Genomic DNA, 20,967 nt, shown 5'->3' with positions numbered 1-20,967 from the left:
CGGTCAGATGCCGGGCAGCCGACCGTTGCGGAACAGGTCCACGAAGAGCTGGTGGTCCTGCCGGGTCCGGACGCCGTACGTGTGCGCGAAATCCACCAGGTGGGTGACGAAGCCGTCCTCGTCGACGCCCACCACCGCGACGATCGCCTCCTCCGTGGAGTAGTCGACCAGGTCGTGGCTGGACTCGTCGTCGGCCACCGAGTGCATCCGGGCCACCGCCCGGCCCAGGTCGGTCAGCACCCCGGCCAGTTCCTCCGGCTCGTTGACGTCGGACCAGTCCAGATCGGCCGCGTACGGGGAGACCTCGGCGACCAGCTGCCCGACCCCGTCCAGCTCGGTGAAGCCCAGCCAGGGGTCCGCGTGCGCCTGGAGGGCGCGCTGCGACTCGGCGGTGCGGTGCCCCTGGTGCTGGAAGTAGCCGGCGACCGACTCGTCCCGGATGTGCCGGGCGACCGCCGGCACCTGCGCCTGCTTCATGTAGATGACGACGTCGTTCTCCAGCGCCTGGGTGTGCCCCTCCAGCAGCAGGTTGTACGACGGCAGCCCGGCCGAGCCGATGCCCACGCCCTTGCGCAGCACCACGTCCTTGATCCGGGTCGCGACCGGGCGCAGCCGTGCCGAGGACGGCGGCAGGGTGCCCAGGTACTGCTCGAAGGCGGCGGTGACCCGGTCCCGGGTCTGCCGGTCCACCGCGAAGACCCCGTCGCCGAGGGAGAACCGGCGCTCGTAGTTGTCGATGGTGGTCTGGGTGGCGAGCAGGTCGACCCGGGTGTTCAGCCGGGCCTGCTGGAGCACCCGGCGCAGCACCCCGTCCGCGGTGTCCAGGGTGATCGAGCCGATCGCGTCGTCCCCACCGGCCGCGATGGCCCGCAGCTCGGTCAGGTACGACCGGGCGAAGCCGGCCACCAGGTCGCCGATGGACCGGTCGGAGAGCGCCTTGCCGTAGCCGAGCAGGGCCACGCTGGCCGCGAGCCGGCGCAGGTCCCAGGTGAACGGCCCGACGTACGCCTCGTCGAAGTCGTTGACGTTGAACACCAGCTGGCCGGAGGCGTTCATGTAGGTGCCGAAGTTCTCCGCGTGCAGGTCGCCGTGGATCCACACCCGGCTGGTCCGCCCGTCCAGGAACCGGTCGTCGGCGAAGTCGCCGAGCTGGTCGGCGTAGAAGAGCGAGGCGCTGCCCCGGTAGAAGGCGAACGGCGAGGCCGCCATCTTGCGGAACTTGCGCCGGAACGCGCCCGGGTCGAGCGCCATCGAGGCGCCGAACTCCTCGGTGAGCACGTCGACGATGTGGGCGGAACGCCGTTGGGCGGAGTCGCTCATGGTGCGCAGGCTAGCTCCCGGCCGCCAGCGCGGCGCTCGGCCGAGCGGACCGCGACGGCGGACTGGTCCGGCAGCTCAGGACGCCGGTGGGCGGAGGGGCTCAGGACTCCGGCGGCGGCTCAGGACGTCGGTCGGCGGACCGGGGGCGCGGTGAGCGACTCGACGGGGCGCGGCGCCGCCCCGTCCCGGGGCGGGGCGTCCACCGGCGAGGCGAGCACGTCCGGCCGGGGCACCCCGCCGAGGCCGGACTGTTCGGCGGCGATCTTCTCCTGCAGCCGCAGGATGCCGTGCAGCAGCGCCTCCGGCCGGGGCGGGCAGCCGGGCACGTAGACGTCCACCGGGATGAGCTGGTCGACGCCCTTGGTCACCGAGTAGGAGTCCCAGTACGGGCCGCCGCAGTTGGAGCAGGCGCCGAACGAGATGACGTACTTCGGCTCGGGCATCTGGTCGTAGAGCCGCTTGATCGCCGGGGCCATCTTGTCGGTCACCGTGCCGGAGACCACCATCAGGTCGGCCTGCCGCGGGCCGTGGGCGAACGGGATGACGCCGAGCCGCATGAAGTCGTGCCGGCCCATGCTGCTCGCGATGAACTCGATGGCGCAGCAGGCCAGGCCGAAGTTGAAGACCCAGAGCGAGTAGCGGCGGCCCCAGTTCAGCACGAACCGGATCGGCTCGCCGAGCACCCCCGGCAGCTGCACGACCGCCCCCCTTCCTGTCCTTCACCGGACAGTCAACCACAGCACCGCGGCGGCAACCCGACCGCCGAACCCCTGCGTCTGGCGACGTGCCGACACGCCAGGACGGGTCGTCCCGGCCGGCGGCGTGGGTTGCCGGGACCATGGGCCGCGGCACGCCGGGTCGTCCGGACCGGACAGACGGCGAGCCGACAGTACGGCGGGTGAATCCACTGCAACCTTCGCGCCCATCGACCGGTGTGACCGGTGTCGGGGCTCACCGCTCCGGACTGCCACGGGGGAGGACGAGTGACTGTGACAGAAGACGCGCGGGTCGGCGGGGCACCACCCGACCCCCTGCCCCGGGCGACGCCCGACGGAGCACCGCTGCACTTCGACGACTTCTACCACGCGCACTTCCGCGGCCTGGTGGTGCAGCTGCGGGCGTACACCGGGGATCCGGGCCAGGCCCAGGACCTGGTGCAGGAGGCGTTCTGCCGGGCCTTCGCCCGGTGGGACCGGCTGGCCGGCTACGACGACCCGCTGGCCTGGATCCGGCGGGTCGCCTGGAACCTCGCGCACAGCCGCTGGCGGCGGCTGCGTACCGCGCAGGCGTTCCTGCACCGGCAGCGCGAGGTGCACGTGGCCGGGCCGAACCCGGACCGGGTGGCGCTGGACGCCGCGCTGGCCCTGCTGCCGCCCCGACAGCGCCGGGCAGTGGTGCTGCACTACCTCGCCGACCTGAGCGTCGCCGAGATCGCCGCGCAGGAACGCGTCGCGGAGGGAACCGTCAAGTCCTGGCTGCACCGGGGGCGGGCCGCGCTCGCCGCGTCCCTGCGGGACACCGAGGAGGCACCGGATGTCTGAGCACGACGCAGTCGCCCTCGCCGAGCGTTTCGCCCGGTACCGCACCGAGGTGCTGGCCGAGGTCGAGCCGCCGGGGCCGGCGGCGGTCCGCCGGACCGTGCGGCAGCGCCGGCGCCGGACGCTGGGCACCGCCGTCGCGGCGATCCTGGCGCTGGGCACCGGCCCGATCTTCGGGTACGCGGCGCTGACCGACCCGGCACCCCGCCCCGGACCGGTCGACCCGACCGGCACCCCGTCCCCCTCCCCGTCGGTGAGCGGCTCGGTGAGCCCGTCGGCGGCGCCGACCAGCGCCAGCCCGGCAGCGGCGGTGCCGGACGGCCGGATCAGCCGCGCGCAACTGCTCGCCACGCCGGTGTCGCTGCCGGCCTGGCGACCCGGACCGAGCTGCCCGGTCACCGACACCCGGCTGGTCGGCACGGCGAACCGCGACCAGACCAACGTGCTGCAACGGCTGGCGTACGGCGACGTCGACGGCGACGGCGCCACCGAGACGGTCGCGCTGGTGCACTGCCTGCTCGGCACCGGCGGGCCGGAACAGGTCGTGGTGTTCGACCGCGACGCCGCCGGCAAGGTGGTCACCCTGGGCCGGGTGGTGGCCACCGCGCTGGAGATGCCGCAGTGGCTCACCGACGTGACGGTCCGGCCCGACGGCGTGGTCCGGGTGCAGGTGGCCGACATCGCCCCGGGCGGCGGCTGGCCCGGCGAGTGGTCGCAGCGCCAGTGGCGCGGCTACCGCTGGGCCGACGGGCGGTTCACGCAGGTCGAGGGGCCGACGTCGTTCGGGCCGAACCCGCACGCGATGAACCTGGTCGTCACCGCCACCGACCTGGTGCTCGACACCCTGCCGGACGGCTCCCGGGTGGGCACGGTGACCGTGCGGATCCGCAACGGGGGCAGCGGTCCGGCCACGTACGTGGCACTCCGGCTCGGCCTGCCGGCGGCGCTGCGCCCGGACGGCGACGGGTGGGCGCCCTGCCGCAACGAACCGGAGACCACCCGGGAGCCGGTGACCTGCGACCTGAACCGGCTCGACGCGGGCGCGGAGGTCCGGCTCACGCTGGGCTTCCGGGCGGCGGCCGGAGCCACCGTCGGCCAGGGCACGGCCGACGTGGACGCCCGGCCGATGGACAGCCGGTTCGACTTCGTGGAGGAGGTCTACGAGGGCGACAACCGGGTGAAGATCGACTACCGGTGAGCCCGGGGTCCGGTGCGGCGGATGACCCGCCGCACCGGGCCGTCACCAGGTCGGGCGTTGCAGGAGGCCGACGAACTCCACCAGCAGCCGCTCCCGCAGCGCCGGCGGCGCGGCGTCGAGCAGCGCGTTGACCAGGGCCATCCGCTCCGGCAGCGGCCCGGCTCCGGAGGTGGCCGCGCCGCCCGCCCCGGCGCCGTCACCGGCCGCGCCCGCCCCGGCGCCGTCGCCGGCGGCGCCGCCGGCGCCGAGACCCAGCCCGGCGGCCAGGCCGGCGACCAGGTCGGGGGTGAGCGCCTCCGGGGTCAGCGTGCTGGCCAGGGCCCGCAGCTCGTCCGGGAGCCGCACCGGCCCGGCGGCCCGGGCGGCGGCCACCGCGGCGAGCAGGTCCGGGCCGAACTCGGCCACCCGGGGGGCCACCGACGCGGTCACCGTCAGGTGCACGCTGGCCGGCAGGTCGGCGTACGAGAGCTGGGGCTGGGTGTGCCAGCCGCGCGCGGCCAGCTCGTCGACCAGCACGAACAGGTCCAGTTCCGGATCGGTGCTGGTGAAGCAGACCACCGTCGACTCCGGCTCGGCCATCAGCCGCAGCCCGTCGACGCCGCGCACCGCGTCCGCCAGACCGGCCACCGCGTCCCGGGTCAGCGCCGCCAGCCGCAGGTAGCCGTCGTCGCCCAGGTGCCGCAGGGTGGCGTACGCGGCGGCGATCGGCCCACCCGAGCGGGTGGAGGCGATCACCGGGTTGATCATCGTGTAGCCGGGCCAGTCGGCGAACGCGAAGTACTGCGGAGCGCGCAGCGCCGCGTCCCGGTGCAGCAGCACCGACACCCCCTTCGGGGCGTACGCGTACTTGTGCAGGTCGACCGAGATCGAGGTGACCCCGGGCACGGCGAAGTCGAACGGCGGCACCGGCGCGCCGAGCCGGCGCAGCCAGGGCAGCGTCCAGCCGCCGAAGCAGGCGTCCACGTGGCAGCGCACCCCGGCCGCGGCGGCGACCGCCGCGATCTCCGCAACCGGGTCGACCACGCCGTGCGCGTACGAGGGGGCGGAGCAGACCACCAGCACCGTCTCCGGACCGATCGCGGCGGCGACGTCGGCGACCGCCGGGCGGAGCGTCTCCGCCGACACCGGCACCGGATCGAGCGCCACCCGCAGGTAGTGCGCCGCCTTGGCGAACGCGGCGTGCGCGCTGGCCGGCACCACGATCCGCGGCGCGGCGATCTCCGGGTGGGCGTCCCGGGCCGCCTTGACGGCCAGGATCAGCGACTCGGTGCCGCCGCTGGTGACGCTGCCGACGACGTCCGGTGCGGTGCTGCCGGGGCCGCCGCCGAGCAGTCGGGCGGCCGCGCCGACCAGCGCGTTCTCCATCGCCAGCAGGGACGGGAAGGCGGTCGGGTCAAGCCCGTTGACGTGCGCGCTCTCCGCGTACGCGGCGACCGCCAGCTCGTCCAGCCCCGGCACCGCCGGGTCGTAGACGTAGGCGAAGAGCCGCCCCCCGTGCGTCGGCCGGTCCAGCTTGCGCAGCCGGCGCAGCTCGGCCAGCACCGTCTCCGCCGGCACCCCCGGCCCCAGCGGCGCCCGCTCGTCCCGTTCCTCGTCGATCATCGAAGTCGTGCTGCCCTTCCGTGCGGCTCAGCGGCTGTCATCCCCGACCGCCACCACGTCGTGGCCGCGGCGGACGGTGCCGGCCTCGGCGAGCCGGGCGGGGGTCAGGTCGTAGGGACGGAGGGTGAGCAGGGCCACGGCCACCAGCAGGGCGGGCAGGACGGTGAAGCCGAGCAGCACCCCGAGGCGGGCGGTGTCGGACTGGGCGGCCGCCGTGCCGGTGTCGGACGACACGTAGCCGGAGGCCTGGAGCACCAGCCCGTAGATACCCGGGCCGAGGGCCAGCCCGAAGGTCTCCCCGGCCGTCCAGAGCCCGGTGAACACGCCGGCCTGCCGCCGGCCGGTGCGCGCCTCGTCCCAGGCGATGCAGTCCGGGAGCATGGCCAGCGCGAAGACCTGCTGACCGGCGTACCCGCAGCCGATCAGCGCGACCACCAGGTAGACCGCCACCGCCGGCAGCACCGGGGCGGCCACCAGCGCGAGCGCGCCCACCGCGAGGATCAGCGACGCGGCGACCAGGGCGGCCAGCTTGCCCACCCGGGCCCCGACCCGGGTCCAGAGCGGCATCACCAGCAGCGCCGGCCCGACGAAGCAGACGAAGAGGAGGGTCGGCCCGCCGTCGGGATCGCGCAGGATCTGCCCGGCGAAGTAGTTGACCCCGGCCAGGATGGTGGCCACCCCGGCGGACTGCACCACGAAACAGAGCAGCAGCGCCCGGAACGGCCGGTTGCGGGCGGCCACCGCGAGCTGCGCGCGCAGCGTCGGCTCGCTCTCGGCCACCGTGCCGGTCGGCGCGCCCCGGGTACCGAGGAAGGCGCCCACCGCGCCGAGCACGATCAGCGCCGCGACGAAGAGCCCCATCCAGCGGTGCCCGGCGACGCCGCCGCCGGTGGCCGACACGATCAGCGGGGCGACCGCCCCGGACACCAGGATGGCGACCGCCAGCAGCGCGATCCGCCAGGTCATCAGCCGGGTACGTTCCGCGTAGTCGCCGGTCAGCTCGGCCGGCATCGCCACGTAGGGCACCTGGAAGAAGGCGAACGCGGTGGCGGTGGCCAGGAAGGCGATCGCCACGTACGCCCCGGCGGCCGGGCCGGCGTCCACCGGTCCGGCGAAGATGGCCGCGAAGAGCAGCGCCATGGCCACCCCGGCGACCAGCAGGTACGGACGGCGGGCGCCCCAGCGCGACCGGGTGCGGTCGGAGATCCGCCCGGCCACCGGGTTGACCAGCACGTCCCACGCCTTCGGCCCGAGCACCAGCAGGGCGGCCACCCCGGCGGCGACGCCCAGAGTGTCGGTGAGGTACGGCAGCAGCAACAGCCCCGGCACGGTGCCGAACGCCCCGGTGGCCAGGGAGCCCAGCGCGTAGCCGGCGTGCACCCGACGCGGTAGCCCGCCCGGGACCGGACCGGTTCCAGCCGGCGGCGCGTCCATGGCGCCGAATGTTACTCACGTTATGGCCCGGGTCACATCCCCTCTTCCGGCGACCAGCTGGCCGCCGCCATGTCCACCCCGACGCCACGCAACGGCGTGCCCTCAGCACGCAGCCGGGCCCGCGCCTCCCGCTCGTGACCGGGCGGCAACCGGCCGGCCGAGTTCACCACCCGGTGCCAGGGCACCCCGCCACCGTGCCGCGCCATGATCGAGCCGACCAGCCGGGCCGACGCCCGCCCGGAGCGCTCGGCCAGCGCGTCGGCGACCGCCCCGTACGACATCACCCGGCCCGCCGGGATCCGCTCGACCAGTTCGAGCACCGCCTCGACATATTCATCAGGGCTCACGACCGGCCAGGATATGGGAACGGCGCGAGGCCCGGCCGGCTCGACCACGCAGAATGGGCGGGTGCGCGACGTAGTCACGGCCGCCCGGCGGGTGGTCGTCAAGATCGGATCCTCCTCGTTGACCACCGCCGCCGGCGGGCTGGACGACGGGCGGGTCGACGCGCTGGTCGACGCCCTCGGCGCCCGGGCCGCCGACGGCCGCGAGGTGGTGCTGGTCTCCTCCGGCGCGATCGCCGCCGGCCTGGCTCCGCTCGGGCTGGCCCGGCGCCCGCGCGACCTGGCCACCCAGCAGGCCGCCGCCAGCGTCGGGCAGGGCCTGCTGATCGGGCGGTACGCGGCCAGCTTCGCCCGGCACCGGCTCACCGTCGGGCAGGTGCTGCTCACCGTCGACGACGTGACCCGGCGGGCGCACTACCGCAACGCGTACCGGACCCTGCGCAAGCTGCTCGACCTGCGGGCGGTGCCGATCGTCAACGAGAACGACACGGTGGCCACCGAGGAGATCCGGTTCGGCGACAACGACCGGCTGGCCGCCCTGGTCGCCGCGCTGGTGCAGGCCGACCTGCTGGTGCTGCTGTCGGACGTGGACGCGCTCTGGACCGGCGACCCGACCCGGCCGGGCGCCGCCCGGATCAGCGAGGTGCACGACGAGCGGGACCTGGCCGGCGTGGACATCGGCGGGGCGGGCCGGGCCGGGGTCGGCACCGGCGGCATGGTGACCAAGGTCGAGGCGGCCCGGATCGCCACCGGCTTCGGCATCCCGGTGGTGCTCACCGCGGCCGACCGGGCCGCCGAGGCGCTGGCCGGCGAGCCGGTCGGCACGCTGTTCCACCCCAGCCGGCGGCGGCCCGCCGCCCGGCTCTTCTGGCTCGCCCACGCCACCTCGCCGCGCGGCCGGCTGCACCTGGACCCGGGCGCGGTGGCGGCGGTGGTCGACCGGCGCAAATCGTTGCTGCCCGCCGGGATCACCGCTGTCGACGGGGCGTTCACCGCCGGCGACCCGGTGGACCTGGTGGACGCCGAGGGCGCGCCGGTGGCCCGGGGGCTGGTCAACTACGACGCGGTCGAACTGCCCGGCCTGCTCGGCCGGTCGACCGGGGAACTCGCCGCGGCGCTCGGCCCGGCGTACGAACGGGAGGTCGTCCACCGCGACGACCTGGTGCTGCTGTGAGGAGTGTCCGATGAGCGTGACCGAGCAGGCCCGGCGGGCCCGTACGGCGGCGGAGCAACTCGCCGTCGCCACCCGTACGGTCAAGGACGCGGCGCTGCACGCGATGGCCGACGCGCTGGTGGCGCGTACGCCGGAGATCCTGGCCGCGAACGAGGCGGACCTGGCGGCCGGGCGATCGGCCGGGCTGACCGCGGCCGTGCTGGACCGGTTGGCCCTGGACCCGGGCCGGGTGGCCGGCATCGCCGACGCGCTGCGGCAGATGGCCGCGCTGCCCGACCCGGTCGGCGAGGTGGTTCGCGGCTCGACCCTGCCCAACGGCCTGGAGCTGCGCCAGATCCGGGTGCCGTTCGGAGTGGTCGGGATCATCTACGAGGCCCGGCCGAACGTCACCGTGGACGCGGCCGGCATCTGCCTGAAGTCCGGCAACGCGGCGCTGCTGCGCGGCTCCTCGTCGGCGGCGCACTCCAACGCGGCGCTGGTCACGGTGCTGCGTGACGCGGTCGCCGGGGCCGGCCTGCCGGCCGACGCGGTGCAACTGCTCGACGCCGGCTCGCGCGACTCGGTCAAGGAACTGATGCGCGCCCGCGGCCTGGTCGACGTGCTGATCCCGCGCGGCGGCGCGTCGCTGATCCGCACCGTGGTCGAGGAGTCTACCGTGCCGGTGATCGAGACCGGGGTCGGCAACTGCCACGTCTACGTGGACGCCGCCGCCGACCTGGACAACGCCGTGGCGATCGCCCTGAACGCGAAGACCCAGCGACTGTCCACCTGCAACACCGCCGAGTCGTTGCTGGTGCACGCGGCCGTCGCCGACGCCTTCCTGCCGCCGATGCTGGCCGCGTTCGCCGAGGCGGGCGTGACGGTGCACGGTGACGAGCGGGTGGCCGCGCACTCCGCCGCGGTGCTGCCGGCCACCGACGAGGACTTCGCCACCGAGTACCTTTCGGCGGACATCTCGGTGGCCGTGGTCGACTCGCTGGACGCCGCGGTGGCGCACATCCGGCGCTACGGCACCGGCCACACCGAGGCGATCGTCACCGACTCGACCACGGCGGCCCGGGAGTTCGTGGCCCGGGTGGACGCGGCGGCGGTGATGGTGAACGCCTCCACCCGGTTCACCGACGGGGGCGAGTTCGGCTTCGGCGCCGAGATCGGCATCTCCACCCAGAAGCTGCACGCCCGGGGCCCGATGGGCCTGCCCGAGCTGACCTCCACCAAGTACGTGGTGACCGGGAACGGCCACCTGCGCGGCTGAACGGCCCGGGGCGCGCCCGCCGGGGGCGTCCCGGGTGGACCGCGACGGGGCGTCGCCGGGGATTGCGGCCGGCCGATAGTCTGGGGCCGGTTCGGCACGGCTTGTCTGGGGAGGCGACATGCTGGGCGAGAGCGCCCTGGAAGAGCAACTGGCACAGGCCCGGGCCGCGCTGCGCGAGGTGGGCCGGGGCGTCACCCCGCCGGAGCGCACCGAGTCGGTGGCCGAGGCGGCGGACGGCCGGATCCGGGTGACCCTGGGCACCGACGGGCGGGTCAGCGCCATCGAGATCGACCCGCGGGTGCTCCGCGAGGGCTCGGACTACCTCGCCGACGAGCTGCGCCTGGCGGTGAACGCCGCGCTCGACGGGCAGGACGACGGCACGGCCGCCACCGAGCCGATGCCCGACCTCGCCGCGATCAGCGCCACCGTCGAGCGCCTGCAGGACCAGAGCCTGCGGCAGATGCGCGAGATGAGCCAGGCGATCAGCGAGACCATGCGCAAGCTGCAGCAGCGGAGCTGACGGTGGAGAACCTGGACGTCGACATCGACGCGCTGCGCCGGGGCGCGGCGGAACTGGAGCAGGCCCGGGAGTCGGTCCGGCAGACCTTCGAGAGCTTCCAGGCCGCGGTCGCCGGGTACGCCGCCGCGTTCGGCGGCGACGACATCGGCTCGCTGCTGGGCATCGCCCATCAGGCCTGTGTGGACGCGTTGACCGAGTGCCTCAGCACCAACATCGAGGAGCTGACCAGCTACGCCGACGGGCTGCACCAGATGGCCGACGGCTACCGGGCCGTGGAGGAGGACGTCACGGCGTCCTTCCGCTCGATGCTCGGCGCGCTGGGCGGATGAACGCTCGGCCCGCCGGGCGGACGAGCGACGCACGAAAGGAGTCACGGTGGGTCTGACCCTGCCGGGCGAACTCGCCTCCCTGCTGTCCATGCTCGGCTACGAGTGGCCGCAGTCCGACGAGACGGCGCTGTTCCAGCTGGCCGGCGAGTGGACCGGGATGGCCGGGCAGATCTCCGGCTCGGTCGCCCAACTGGAGTCGGCGGCGCGGACGGTGCTCGACAACAACCGGGGCGAGAGCTTCACCGCCTTCGCCAGCGAGTGGAACGACGCCGAGTCGGCCGCGCGCAACATCGCCGACGTGGCCAACCCGGCGAACGTCATCGGCATCGGGCTGATGGTCGCGGCGGGCGTGGTGCTGGCCCTGAAGATCCAGGTGATCGTCCAACTGGCGCTGCTGGCCATCCAGATCGCGCAGGCCATCGCCACGGCGGCGGTCACCTTCGGCGCGTCCCTGCTGGAGATCCCGATCTTCAAGATGATCACCGGCATGATCATCGATCAGCTGATCGGCATGGCGGTGGACATGGTGCTCAATGGCTAGGAAGCGGACCGCGCCGCCCCGGCAGACGCAGGCCAGGGGCGCCAAGATCGTCTCGGCGTACCTGGAGAACGCCGACGTGTTCCGGACCGCCAAGTCGGCCGGCACCAAGCCGAAGGGCCCGGCGGTGCTGGTGCTGCGCAACCGGCCGGACTTCGACAAGCGGGACTTCGACCGCAAGGCCAAGGACCTGGTCCGGCTCGGCCAGGAGGGCCGGCTGAGCAAGGCGAAGTCGGATCGGACGGCCAACAGCGTCTACCACCGGGGCGGCCGAGGGACCAAGCCGGGCACCAGGACCCGCACCAACGTCTTCCGGGACCGGGTGACCCGCCGGCTGACCAGGAACAAGCGGCTGACCCAGCAGCACGGCACCCCGGAGACCAACCAGTACCTGGCCAACAAGGACCTCGTCGACCGCCTCTACGAGGGCCGGGGGCCGATCACCGCCCGGGGCCAGGGACTCGACCCGGACCACGTGCACGAGCTGCAACTCGACGGAAAGGACGAATACGCTAATCTCAGGCTGATGGACGCCTGGACCAACCGCCAGATCGGCAGCGACATCTCCGTGGCGTTGCGCGACGTCCCCGAGGGCACCCCGGTCATCGTGAAGGTCCTGCCATGACCCGGCCGGATCCCGCCGTCCTCACCCGGATCGCCGAGAAGCTGGAACTGCTCACCCGGGTGGAGGCCGAGCACGGCTTCGGTGTCCGTATCGAGGGACCGGCACCGCTGGAGCCGATCGCCGACCTGCCCGGCGTCGCCGAGGTCTACAGCCTGTTCCAGCGGTTGGAGGGCGACAACTTCCGGTTCCACGCGCCGAAGGAGATCCTCACCCCGCAGGCCTGGGCGGAGCACGAGGTCGACCCGAACGACCCGATGGGCAGCCCGCTGATCGTCGGCTACGAGATGGACAGCGTCCCCCCCGGCCTGCGCGCCGAGATCCGCGGCGGTGACCCGATCTACCTCGACCGGGAAGACCTGGACGTGTACTACATGGAGTCCAGCGCGTACGTCTACCAGTACGAACACCCGGACGAGGACGTCGAGTTCACCGTCATCGCCCCCGATGTCGCCACGTTCTTCGACGAGCACGTGCTCGGCCCCCGCTACCCGGAACTGACCTCCGTCGTCTTCGGTCCGGCCGCCACCGAACAACGGCTGCGCAAGGGCCGGCACGCCGGCGAGTACGCCGACAACTGGCGGCGGCTGCTGATCGCCGCCGGCCTGTCCTCCTGACCCACCGTCGACCCCGCTTAAGGACCGTCATGGCAGCTGATCCGCGGTTCACCGCGTTGTGGAACGAGGACGAGCTCATCCCCTACCCGCGCGAGGCGTGGCTGGAGGGGGGTTTCACCCCCGACATGCTCCCCGAGGGCGACGAGATCCCGCTCGACGTGGCGGTGGTCTTCACCGCCTTCCTCGAAGGCGACATCGAGCTGTACGACACCATCCAGCTGACCACCGAGGACGGCTCGCTCGACGTCCGACTCATCGTGGTCGGCGCGGTCGCCGACAACACCGACCTGCTCTACGTGCTCGACCCGAAGACCGGCGAGATCCTCCAGTTCGACCTGGCGGCCCAGGACGTGCAGGCGGTCAACAGCGACTTCCGCACCTTCGTCGAGTTCCTCTACCAGTTCGCGCTCTTCGTCGAGGCGGACGAGGGCAAGGCCGGCCGGGCCGAGCGGGCCGAGGCGCTGCGCACCACGCTGGAGAGCATCGACCCGGCCGCGTTCGGTCCGGACGCGTGGTGGCCGCTGGTGATCAGCCAGCTGAAGTGACCGCCGGCCGGCAGGCCCGGATCGCCCGCAGCGTGGTGTGCACGTCGAACTGGTGACCGTCGTCGCTGTCCCAGCCGCCGTCGCTGCGCTGCGTCTCGGCCAGCCGGCGGCGCGCCGACACCAGCAGCCACTGCTCCTCGCCCACCTCGACCCGGCGCAGCGTCGCTGCCAGCCACGCCGCGTCGGCCGGGGAGAGCCGCGGAACCCGCTCGGCCAGCACCGCCTGGATCCGGGCGGACTCGTCGTACATCCCCTGCCGGTGCAGCACGACCGCGCTCAGCCAACCGGCCGGCAGGAAGGACGGCCAGCTGCCGTCCGGGGCGAGCTGGCCGGCCACGGCGTGCGCCGCCGCCTGCACCACACCGGCGTACGCGCCGCCGACCCGGTGATCGAGCGGACCGGCCGCCCGGGCGTCCAGCCCGGCCACGGTCAGCCAGAATCCGGCGTTGGCGGTGAGGTAGAAGCGGGCCTCCGGGTCGCCCGGCCGGGCCCACTCCGGCGCGACCTCGGCCAGCGACGGGTCCTCGTCCCAGCCGCCGTCGGGCAGTTGCCGGGCGGCGAGCCAGTCCAGCGCGCGCCGCGCCGCCGGGCGGCCGAGCGCGCCGAGGTCGTCCAGCTCGGACAACCGGTAGCAGGTGGCGTCGACGGAGCCGACCGGGCTGTCGAGGGTGGCGGACCAGCCGCCGTCGGGAGTCTGCCCGGCCTCGGCCGCGTCGAGCAGGTCGGCCGGCACCGCCGCGCCGGTGCGCAGCCGGGACAGCCGGGCACGGTCCACCGCGTCGCCGTGCGCCACGACGAAGCCGACAGCGGCGTCGAGATCCACCACGGCGGACACGCTACCTGCGCAAAGGCGATTCCGCCTCGGGGAATCGGCCGAGGTCGGCGCGGCGCGTCGCCGCCGCCGACCCCGGCCGTCCGGTCAGTACGCGGGCAGTGCGGGATCGATCTGCTTGATCCAGGAGAGCACCCCGCCCTGGACGTGGACCGCGTCCCGGAAGCCGGCCGCCTTCAGCGCGGCGAGCGCCTCGGCGGAACGGACCCCGGACTTGCAGTGCAGCACGATCTGCCGGTCCTGCGGCAGCCTGGCCAGCGCCTCGCCGGAGATGATCTCGCCCTTGGGGATCAGCGTGGCGCCGGGGATCCGGACGATCTCGTACTCGGCCGGCTCCCGCACGTCGACCAGGAAGATGTCCTTGCCGGCGTCCTGCCACTCCTTGAGCTCCAGCGCGGTGATGGTCGCGTCGACCGTCGCCTCCTGGGCCTCCACCGACACCGCGCCGCAGAAGTCCTCGTAGTCCTCCAGCAGGTCGGTGACCGTGGGGTTCTCGCCGCAGAGCACGCAGTTCGGGTCCTTGCGCACCTTGATCTTGCGGTACGACATCTCCAGCGCGTCGTAGACCATCAGCCGGCCGACCAGCGGCTCGCCGATCCCGGCGAGCAGCTTGATCGCCTCGTTGACCTGGATCGAGCCGATCGACGCGCAGAGCACGCCGAGCACGCCGCCCTCGGCGCAGGACGGCACCATGCCGGGCGGCGGGGGCTCCGGGTAGAGGCAGCGGTAGCAGGGGCCGTGCTCGGCCCAGAAGACCGACGCCTGGCCGTCGAAGCGGTAGATCGACCCCCAGACGTACGGCTTGCCGAGCAGCACCGCCGCGTCGTTGACCATGTAGCGGGTGGCGAAGTTGTCGGTGCCGTCGACGATCAGGTCGTACTGGGCGAAGATCTCGCGGACGTTGTCCCGGTCCAGCGCGGTGTTGTGGATCTCGACGGTGACCAGCGGGTTGATCTCGCGAATGCTCGCCGCGGCGGACTCGGCCTTGGACCGGCCGACGTCGGAGACGCCGTGGATGACCTGCCGCTGGAGGTTGGACTCGTCGACGGTGTCGAAGTCGATGATGCCCAGCGTGCCGACGCCGGCCGCGGCAAGGTAGAGCAGGGCGGGCGAGCCGAGGCCACCGGCGCCGACACAGAGCACCCGGGCGTTCTTCAGCCGCTTCTGCCCCTCCACCCCGACGTCCGGGATGATCAGGTGGCGCGAGTAGCGGCGGATCTCGTCAACGGTCAGCTCGGCGGCGGGCTCGACGAGCGGGGGCAACGACACGGTGGACTCCCCGGGATCGGCGGTGGCGAACCGCGCCATTGTCGCTCGCCGGCGGGCCGGTCGGCCATGAGGAGGGACACGTCGCCCGCCATTCGGGAGCGGGAATAAAGCGGCGGTGCCGGGAATCGTCAGGGAACGATCTCGCCGGCGTAGCGCTGCCCCGCCAACCAGGGCCAGGCGTACGCGACGCAGCCCTGGAGGCCGTACGTCTGCTGTTGCATCACCGGCGCCGGGCGGCCCGGCCCCGGGCAGGCCTCGTGCCCCTCGCCGAACTCGTGCCCGACCTCGTGGTTGACCACGTAGGCGCGGTACACCTCCAGCGGCGCACCGTAGTCCGGCACCGCCTCCAGCCAGCGGGCCAGGTTGATGATCACCTTCCCCGGCAGCCGGCACGAGGTGTACCCCTCGGTGCTCAGCCCGCCCTCGGCGCACATGAGTTCCGAGGTGCGCGGGGTGGCCAGGTAGATGGTGAAGTCGGCGACCTCCGCGTCGGCCACCCGCTGCACCCGCCGTTCGCCACCCGCGGTCCAGCCGCGCGGGTCGGCCAGCACCTCGTCGACGGCGGCGGCGAAGGCGGGGACGTCCTGCCCGGTGCCCCGCTCCACCGCCACCCGGTAGCGGCGCAGCGGCCCGTCCGCCCCGACGACCGGCGACTCGCCCGCGGCGGCGGTGAAGCTGCCCGCGCCGGCCCGCGGGTAGCCGGTCGGCTCGGTGCGTTGGTCCGCCCCGTACGCCATCGGGCCCGGACCGGCGGACGGCGGCCGGGGTGCGGGGTCGCCGCCCGGGGTCAGTGCCACCGCGCCGACGACCGCGACGAGCAGCACCAGGCCGAGCAGGACGGTACGGCGTCGTCGTCGACGCATCCGCACCAGACCGGGCCGCGGGCGCGGCCGGGCGGAGCCGGGATCAGGCGGGTCGCAAGGGGACGACGACGTCATGTGGTCAGCGTCGCACGTTAACCGGGTATTTCCGCGCGTTAAACACGAATAGGGCAAATTGTATTCGCTCCGTCGCGTCCTTTCAGATTCCCTTTCCGGTTAGCCCCCCCTTTGACGCAGGTGCCGGAATGGTTACAGGGGCGGGCCCGCGTAGCGGCGGCCGTCCCGGTACGGCCAGGGGTTCGCCACGCAGCCGTTCAAGAAGAGCGTCTGCTGCATCATCACCGGCGCCGGTCGCCCCCGACCCGGGCAGCGCTCGTGCCGGTGCCCGAGCTGGTGGCCGACCTCGTGGTTCACCACATAGGTGCGGTAGACCGACAGCGGCACACCGGCCCGCACGAAGTGCGGCACCGACAGCCGCCAGCGGTCCAGGTTGATGATCACCTTGCCCGGCGCGCGGCAGGACGTGTAGGGCCGCCCGCCGATCCGGATGTCCACCCCGCCCGCCGCGCACATCCGGCGTGCCGTCGCAGCGGTGACCAGGTAGACCGTGAAGTCGTACGGCGAGCGCGCGCGGACCTGCTGCAACCGCAACCGGCCGCTGTCCACCCAGCTCCCCGGCCCGGCGAGCGCCGTCTCGACGGCCGCCCCGAACTCCCCCGCGTCCTCGCCGGAGCCGACCTCCACGGCGACCCGGTAGCGCCGCAGCACACCCGCCTCGCCGAGCACCGGGCCGACCCGGTCGTCGTATCCGAAGCTGCCCCGCCCGGCCGAGGGCACCGGCCCCGGCAGCCGCAGCACGGGCGGCGGGGGCGTGCTGGCGGTGGGGCTCGGCGTCACCGGCACGCTGGGTGCCAGCGTCACCGCCGGCGTGGGCGCGGCGACCACCTCCGGCACGGCGCCCACCTCGGCGTCCGCGTCGGCGCCGCGCCGGTCGGTCACCACCGCCACCGCCGTCACCACCGCGACGACGAAGACCATCGCCTCCAGCACCCGCCGGAATCGGCGGGCCGCCCGCCCCGGGGAGCGGCGGTGGTCGCGGCGACCGTCGGCCCGCGCGGCGCGCTGCTGGTGACCGGCGGCGGACCGGCGGGAGGGGCACATCCTGGTCAGCCTGCCATGTCGGGCCGCCGGGCGGTGTCCTCCGTTTCGGCGAGCAGTCCGACCACGGCGCGGGCCACCAGGCGCGGCACCTCCAGTTGCGCCACGTGCCCGACCCCGTCCAGCAGCAGCAGCCGGCTGTCCGGGATCACCCGGGCCGTCTGCGGCGCCACCCGCACGTCGACCATCCGGTCCTGCCGCCCGCCGACCACCAGGGTGGGCGCGCGGACCGAACGGGCGAGCCGCCACAGCGACCCCGAGCCCGGCAGGTACGCCCGCAGGAAGCTGTAGACCAACCCGCGGAACGTGCGCACGTACGCGGCCGCGTAGTGCTCCGCCTGGTAGCGGACCCGGATCTCCTCCAGCGCCTCCCGGCGACGCTGCTCGCAGATCCGGCTGAGGTCGGCCACGCACGCCTCCATCACCTGCTGGGCCATCACCTCGGGCGCCAACTGGGCCAGCCGCCAGGCGGCCAGCCGCTCGCCCCGGGGGACCGCCAGCAGCGGCAGCATCCGACCCTGCAGGGAACGGCGGAAGTCGAGGAACGGCAGGGCCGGCGAGACCAGGGTCAGCGTGCGGACCAGGTCCGGCCGGGCGCCCGCCACGTGCACCGACACCGCCCCGCCGAGCGAGTTGCCGAACAGGTGCACCGGCCCCCGGTCCGAGTGCTCGATCCAGCGGATCACCCGCTCGGCGAAGGCCGGCACGGTGTACCGCCGGCCCGGCTCGCTGCGGCCGAACCCGGGCAGGTCGATCGCCTGCCCGTCGAGCCGGTCGGCGAGCAACCCGGCCAGGTCGGTCCAGTTCTGCGACGAGCCGCCGAGGCCGTGCACGTAGAGCGCCGGCTCGGCGCCGGGCGCGGTCGCCGGGGTATCCCGGACGTAGGTGACCGCCCCGTCGAGGCGTACCTCCCGGCCCGGCCAGGGCGGCGGGACCGAATGCTCCGGGAGGAGATGATCCGGCCAGAGGGTGGCGCGCTTCATCGCTCCAGTCTGCCCCGGAACGCTCAGGCCAGCAGCGCCTCGAGTCGTCGGTTGACCGCGGCCAGGGTGGCCCGGACCACCGCCTGCCGGGGGTCACCGGCGACCAGGGCCGAGCCGGCGAGCTGCTCGACCCAGCCGTCGCAGACCAGCAGCACCACCACCGTGGCCACCTCGCAGTTACCGAACGGCACCACCGCCGCGTGCTCAACGAAGCACCGCCCCCGCTCGGGCGCGGAGACCGCGCCGCGGAGCAGTTCGTCCACCGCCGCCGCGGCGGCCACCGCGCACAGCCGCAGTACGAAGCCGTCCACGGCCGGGCCGGTGGAGTAGCCGGTGGCGTTCTGCCCGCCGGCGACCAGGCGTACCTCCACGGTGGCGTCCAGCCCGAACGTGCTCACCTGCACGTGGTCGATCACCACCCGGGGACCTGACGTGCCGCCGGTGGCCAGCGGCCGGGAGGGCGCGCTCTCGGTGGTGGTCACCTGCCCGCCGGAGTAGGAGCCGACGGTGGCCGGGCTGCCGGTGGCCATCCCCGCCGGGGCGGCGGAGACCGAGCCCGGCTCCTCCACGGTGGCCCGGCCCCGGTGCGGGGCGGCGGACTGCCGCCGCCGACGCGGGGTGACCTCCGGCTCCGGTTCGGCCCGACGCTCGGCCCGGGTCGGACCTGCCTCCGGCCGGCCGCCGGGAGCGGGGTCCGCGCCCGGCGGGGCGGTACGGGTCGCCCGCGGCTCGGCAGCCCGTTCCCCGGCCCGTTCCGCAGCCCGGGGCTCAGCGGAGCGGGGCTCGGCAGCCCGTTCCCCGGGCCGGGGCTCGGCGGAGCGCCGGCGCACCGGGGGCGGTGGCGCGGCGGGCAGGCCGGGCACGTTCTGTGGGGCGGCGGCCAGGCCCATCCGCTCCTGGAGCAGGCGGGCGACCTGCCGGCTCACCTCGGCCGGGTCGGCGCCGTCGGCCAGGTCCAGCCGCAGGCTGTGCGCCCCGGCCGGGGTGCGGCGCAGCGCCGCGTCCCGCACGCCGGCCACCTCGCGGACGGCGTCCAGGATCGCGTTGACGTCGAAGCCTTCCGGCCGCTCCCGCATCGGCGCGGGCTCGTCGTCGCGGCGCAGGTGGGTGGCGATGCGGGCGAGTTCCGGGGTTTCGGCGGATGGCTCCACGGCTGGCGGCTCCGGCACTACGGGCACGTCCGGCTCGGCCGGGACGCGCTGTGGCAGCACCGCCGACGGGTGGTCCGGCAGCCGGTCTTCGGCCGGCCGGGCCGCCGGCACCGGTTCGGGAGCGGATCGGCGGGCCGCGTAGGGAGGGGCGCTCGTCGGTGCGGGCGGAGTGCGGTCGCGGCGGGCGTCCCCGCTGGTGGCGGGCGCCGAGGCGGGACCGGGCGGGGTCGCCGAGTCGGCGGGCGGTTCCGGCGTCGCGGCAGGTGGTTCGGCCGACCGGAACCGGAACGGCCGGGTGTTGCGGGGCTCCTCCTCGGCCGGCGACGACGCGGCGGCGGACGCCTCGGGCGCGTACGGGGACGGAGGCCCGCTCGCCGGGACGGTGGCCGGTGGGCCGCCCGCCCAGGACGGGCGCTCGGTCGGCGCGGGCCGCTCGGCCGGGGCGGCAGGTGACTCGTACGCCGACCGGGGCTCGGCCGGTGGCTGGTACGCCGGGCGCGGCTCGGCCGGCGGCTGGTACGCCGGCCGGGGCTCGGCCTCGGCGCGGGTCGGCTGGTAGGGCCGGGTCGGCTCGGGCCGGGGCGTCTCGTAGGGGCGCGACGGCTCGGCGCGCACCGGCTCGTACGGCCCGCCCGGCTCGCTGGCCCAGCCCGGCGTGGACTCGTCGCGGGCGCGCCGGCCGGCCGGCTCGGCCTCGTCCCGGGCCCAGGACGGCGCCCAGCCACTGCCCCAGCTCGGCCGGTTCCAGTTCGGGCCGGTCCAGTCGGGCTCGGCGGGCGGCGTCCGGTCGGCGGGCGGGCCGGCGACCGGACCGGCCGGCTCACCGGCGTTCAGCGCGCGGTCGAGGCCGGCGGTGCGGTCGCTGCCCGGCGGGACCGGGCGGGGCTCCGCGGTGGACTGCTCCGGCGGAAACTGGTCGCCCCAGCCGCGCGGGTCGACGGCGCTGGGCGGTTCCCCGGCCGCGGACCGGTCGAGCGTCGGCGCGTGGAAACCGGGCGGCACCTCGAACCCCGAGGCGGTCGTCCCGACCGGCGGAACCTGCACGGCGGGCGGCGCGGAGGTGGGTGGGCCGGGCTCCGCCCAGCGGTTCGGCGGGTCGTCGGACGCGTGTCGGGCCGGGCCGGACTCCGGCTCGGCGAACCCGTGCTGCGGGGCCGGCTGCTCGGCCGCCGGGGCGGGGCGCTGCGCCGGCACCACGAGGCGGTCGCCGTCGGAGTCCCGGCGCGGGTCGCCGAGCGGACCGGGCGGGGCGCTCACCGGCGTCGCACGGCCGGGCGGTGCGCTGACCGGGGCCGACCGGTCGGCCGGCGGCTCGGTCGGGTGCTGGCCGACGCCGTTGGTGTGCCGGCCGTTGACCCGGGCCGACGGGGCTTCGACGGGCACGCCGGGCAGCGGTGCCGGCAGGTCGCCGTGCCGGGGCGAGGAGGCGCCCCAGCCGAGGGTCGGTTCGGGCTGGCGCCAGGACGGCGCCGGCTCCCGGGAACCACCGGTCTCCCCGCCTCGGGCCCAGCCGGCCGGTGCGGGCGCCCATCCGTTGCCGGTACGGGCCAGGTCGTCCTGCTGACCCGTCCCGTCGCCGTGCTCTCCCGGGGTGGCGGCACCGGGTTGCCCTGATTCACTCACCGCGCGCTCCTTGGTCGCCCCCGCTGAGGCTACCGTGTGGTGACAGTGGCGATAAGTTACAGCGGCGGGCCAATTCCGCGACGGGTCACGAGCC

Annotated in this window: 21 protein-coding genes; 10 read left to right on the top strand and 11 right to left on the bottom strand. The window is 74.9% G+C overall.

Annotation, left to right across the window (positions count from 1 at the left end):
* Positions 1-3: 3 nt before the first annotated feature.
* Both GA0070609_RS32595 and GA0070609_RS32590 read right to left on the bottom strand, forming a co-directional pair.
* Positions 4-1,320 carry a DUF2252 domain-containing protein gene (locus GA0070609_RS32595; protein WP_088997335.1) on the bottom strand — a complete coding sequence of 439 codons (1,317 nt, stop codon included), beginning with the start codon at positions 1,318-1,320 and terminating at the stop codon, positions 4-6.
* 119 nt (positions 1,321-1,439) lie between these two features.
* The gene (locus GA0070609_RS32590) at positions 1,440-2,018 is read right to left on the bottom strand and encodes an NADH-quinone oxidoreductase subunit B (RefSeq protein WP_088997334.1); all 579 of its coding nucleotides are present in this window, start codon (positions 2,016-2,018) and stop codon (positions 1,440-1,442) included.
* A gap of 285 nt (positions 2,019-2,303) precedes the next feature.
* On the opposite strand from GA0070609_RS32590, the gene GA0070609_RS32585 reads away from it, so the two are divergent.
* Complete coding sequence (locus GA0070609_RS32585; protein ID WP_172899450.1) at positions 2,304-2,861, top strand: RNA polymerase sigma factor; 558 nt, start codon at positions 2,304-2,306, stop codon at positions 2,859-2,861.
* Positions 2,854-4,056 carry a hypothetical protein gene (locus tag GA0070609_RS32580; protein ID WP_088997332.1) on the top strand — a complete coding sequence of 401 codons (1,203 nt, stop codon included), beginning with the start codon at positions 2,854-2,856 and terminating at the stop codon, positions 4,054-4,056. The genes GA0070609_RS32585 and GA0070609_RS32580 overlap by 8 nt, the downstream gene beginning before the upstream one ends.
* Positions 4,057-4,098: 42 nt before the next feature.
* On the opposite strand, the gene GA0070609_RS32575 is transcribed toward GA0070609_RS32580, so the two are convergent.
* Genes GA0070609_RS32575 through GA0070609_RS32565 form a run of 3 tightly spaced genes read right to left on the bottom strand, consistent with a single transcriptional unit; the run spans position 4,099 to position 7,439 of the window.
* The gene (locus tag GA0070609_RS32575; protein ID WP_088997331.1) at positions 4,099-5,658 is read right to left on the bottom strand and encodes a pyridoxal phosphate-dependent decarboxylase family protein; all 1,560 of its coding nucleotides are present in this window, start codon (positions 5,656-5,658) and stop codon (positions 4,099-4,101) included.
* Positions 5,659-5,685: 27 nt separating this feature from the next.
* Positions 5,686-7,092, bottom strand: a complete 1,407-nt coding sequence (locus GA0070609_RS32570; protein WP_088997330.1) for an MFS transporter — start codon at positions 7,090-7,092, stop codon at positions 5,686-5,688.
* A 32-nt stretch (positions 7,093-7,124) separates the two neighbouring features.
* On the bottom strand, positions 7,125-7,439 hold the full coding sequence (locus tag GA0070609_RS32565; protein WP_088997329.1) for an MGMT family protein: 315 nt from the start codon (positions 7,437-7,439) through the stop codon (positions 7,125-7,127).
* A 61-nt stretch (positions 7,440-7,500) separates the two neighbouring features.
* Here GA0070609_RS32565 and proB point away from each other — a divergent pair, with 61 nt between their 5' ends.
* The 8 genes from proB to GA0070609_RS32525 all read left to right on the top strand — a co-directional run bounded on the left by proB (position 7,501) and on the right by GA0070609_RS32525 (position 13,036).
* Positions 7,501-8,610 (top strand): glutamate 5-kinase, encoded by a 1,110-nt coding sequence (gene proB, locus GA0070609_RS32560; RefSeq protein WP_172899449.1) that lies wholly within the window; start codon positions 7,501-7,503, stop codon positions 8,608-8,610.
* Between the two features lie 10 nt (positions 8,611-8,620).
* Positions 8,621-9,865 (top strand): glutamate-5-semialdehyde dehydrogenase, encoded by a 1,245-nt coding sequence (locus GA0070609_RS32555; protein WP_088997327.1) that lies wholly within the window; start codon positions 8,621-8,623, stop codon positions 9,863-9,865.
* Positions 9,866-9,983: 118 nt separating this feature from the next.
* Positions 9,984-10,385: a YbaB/EbfC family nucleoid-associated protein gene (locus GA0070609_RS32550; protein ID WP_088997326.1), complete on the top strand. Its 402-nt coding sequence runs from the start codon at positions 9,984-9,986 to the stop codon at positions 10,383-10,385.
* A gap of 2 nt (positions 10,386-10,387) precedes the next feature.
* Entirely contained in the window at positions 10,388-10,714 is a 327-nt protein-coding gene (locus GA0070609_RS32545) for a hypothetical protein (protein ID WP_088997325.1), read from the top strand.
* Positions 10,715-10,760: 46 nt separating this feature from the next.
* Positions 10,761-11,255 (top strand): WXG100-like domain-containing protein, encoded by a 495-nt coding sequence (locus tag GA0070609_RS32540; RefSeq protein ID WP_088997324.1) that lies wholly within the window; start codon positions 10,761-10,763, stop codon positions 11,253-11,255.
* Positions 11,248-11,877, top strand: a complete 630-nt coding sequence (locus GA0070609_RS32535; RefSeq protein ID WP_088997323.1) for a hypothetical protein — start codon at positions 11,248-11,250, stop codon at positions 11,875-11,877. Before GA0070609_RS32540 ends, GA0070609_RS32535 begins: the two co-directional genes overlap by 8 nt.
* Positions 11,874-12,491, top strand: a complete 618-nt coding sequence (locus GA0070609_RS32530) for a hypothetical protein (RefSeq protein WP_088997322.1) — start codon at positions 11,874-11,876, stop codon at positions 12,489-12,491. The genes GA0070609_RS32535 and GA0070609_RS32530 overlap by 4 nt, the downstream gene beginning before the upstream one ends.
* Before the next feature lie 29 nt (positions 12,492-12,520).
* Positions 12,521-13,036: an SUKH-4 family immunity protein gene (locus GA0070609_RS32525; RefSeq protein WP_088997321.1), complete on the top strand. Its 516-nt coding sequence runs from the start codon at positions 12,521-12,523 to the stop codon at positions 13,034-13,036.
* On the opposite strand, the gene GA0070609_RS32520 is transcribed toward GA0070609_RS32525, so the two are convergent.
* From GA0070609_RS32520 to GA0070609_RS32495, 6 genes are all read right to left on the bottom strand, one after another.
* Positions 13,020-13,871: a prenyltransferase/squalene oxidase repeat-containing protein gene (locus GA0070609_RS32520; protein ID WP_331716901.1), complete on the bottom strand. Its 852-nt coding sequence runs from the start codon at positions 13,869-13,871 to the stop codon at positions 13,020-13,022. The genes GA0070609_RS32525 and GA0070609_RS32520 overlap by 17 nt on opposite strands.
* An 84-nt stretch (positions 13,872-13,955) precedes the next feature.
* Complete coding sequence (gene moeZ, locus GA0070609_RS32515; RefSeq protein ID WP_172899448.1) at positions 13,956-15,176, bottom strand: adenylyltransferase/sulfurtransferase MoeZ; 1,221 nt, start codon at positions 15,174-15,176, stop codon at positions 13,956-13,958.
* Positions 15,177-15,265: 89 nt separating this feature from the next.
* Positions 15,266-16,075, bottom strand: coding sequence for a DUF3152 domain-containing protein (locus GA0070609_RS32510; RefSeq protein ID WP_088997320.1), 810 nt, complete (start codon positions 16,073-16,075; stop codon positions 15,266-15,268).
* Between the two features lie 132 nt (positions 16,076-16,207).
* The gene (locus GA0070609_RS32505) at positions 16,208-17,119 is read right to left on the bottom strand and encodes a DUF3152 domain-containing protein (protein WP_231928478.1); all 912 of its coding nucleotides are present in this window, start codon (positions 17,117-17,119) and stop codon (positions 16,208-16,210) included.
* 5 nt (positions 17,120-17,124) lie between these two features.
* On the bottom strand, positions 17,125-18,099 hold the full coding sequence (locus GA0070609_RS32500) for an alpha/beta fold hydrolase (RefSeq protein WP_088997319.1): 975 nt from the start codon (positions 18,097-18,099) through the stop codon (positions 17,125-17,127).
* A gap of 23 nt (positions 18,100-18,122) precedes the next feature.
* Positions 18,123-20,873 (bottom strand): hypothetical protein, encoded by a 2,751-nt coding sequence (locus GA0070609_RS32495; protein WP_088997318.1) that lies wholly within the window; start codon positions 20,871-20,873, stop codon positions 18,123-18,125.
* Positions 20,874-20,967: the final 94 nt, after the last annotated feature.

It is taken from the genome of Micromonospora echinaurantiaca (assembly GCF_900090235.1).
GTDB lineage: Bacteria > Actinomycetota > Actinomycetes > Mycobacteriales > Micromonosporaceae > Micromonospora > Micromonospora echinaurantiaca.
This window is presented reverse-complemented; position numbering and strand designations above follow the sequence as displayed.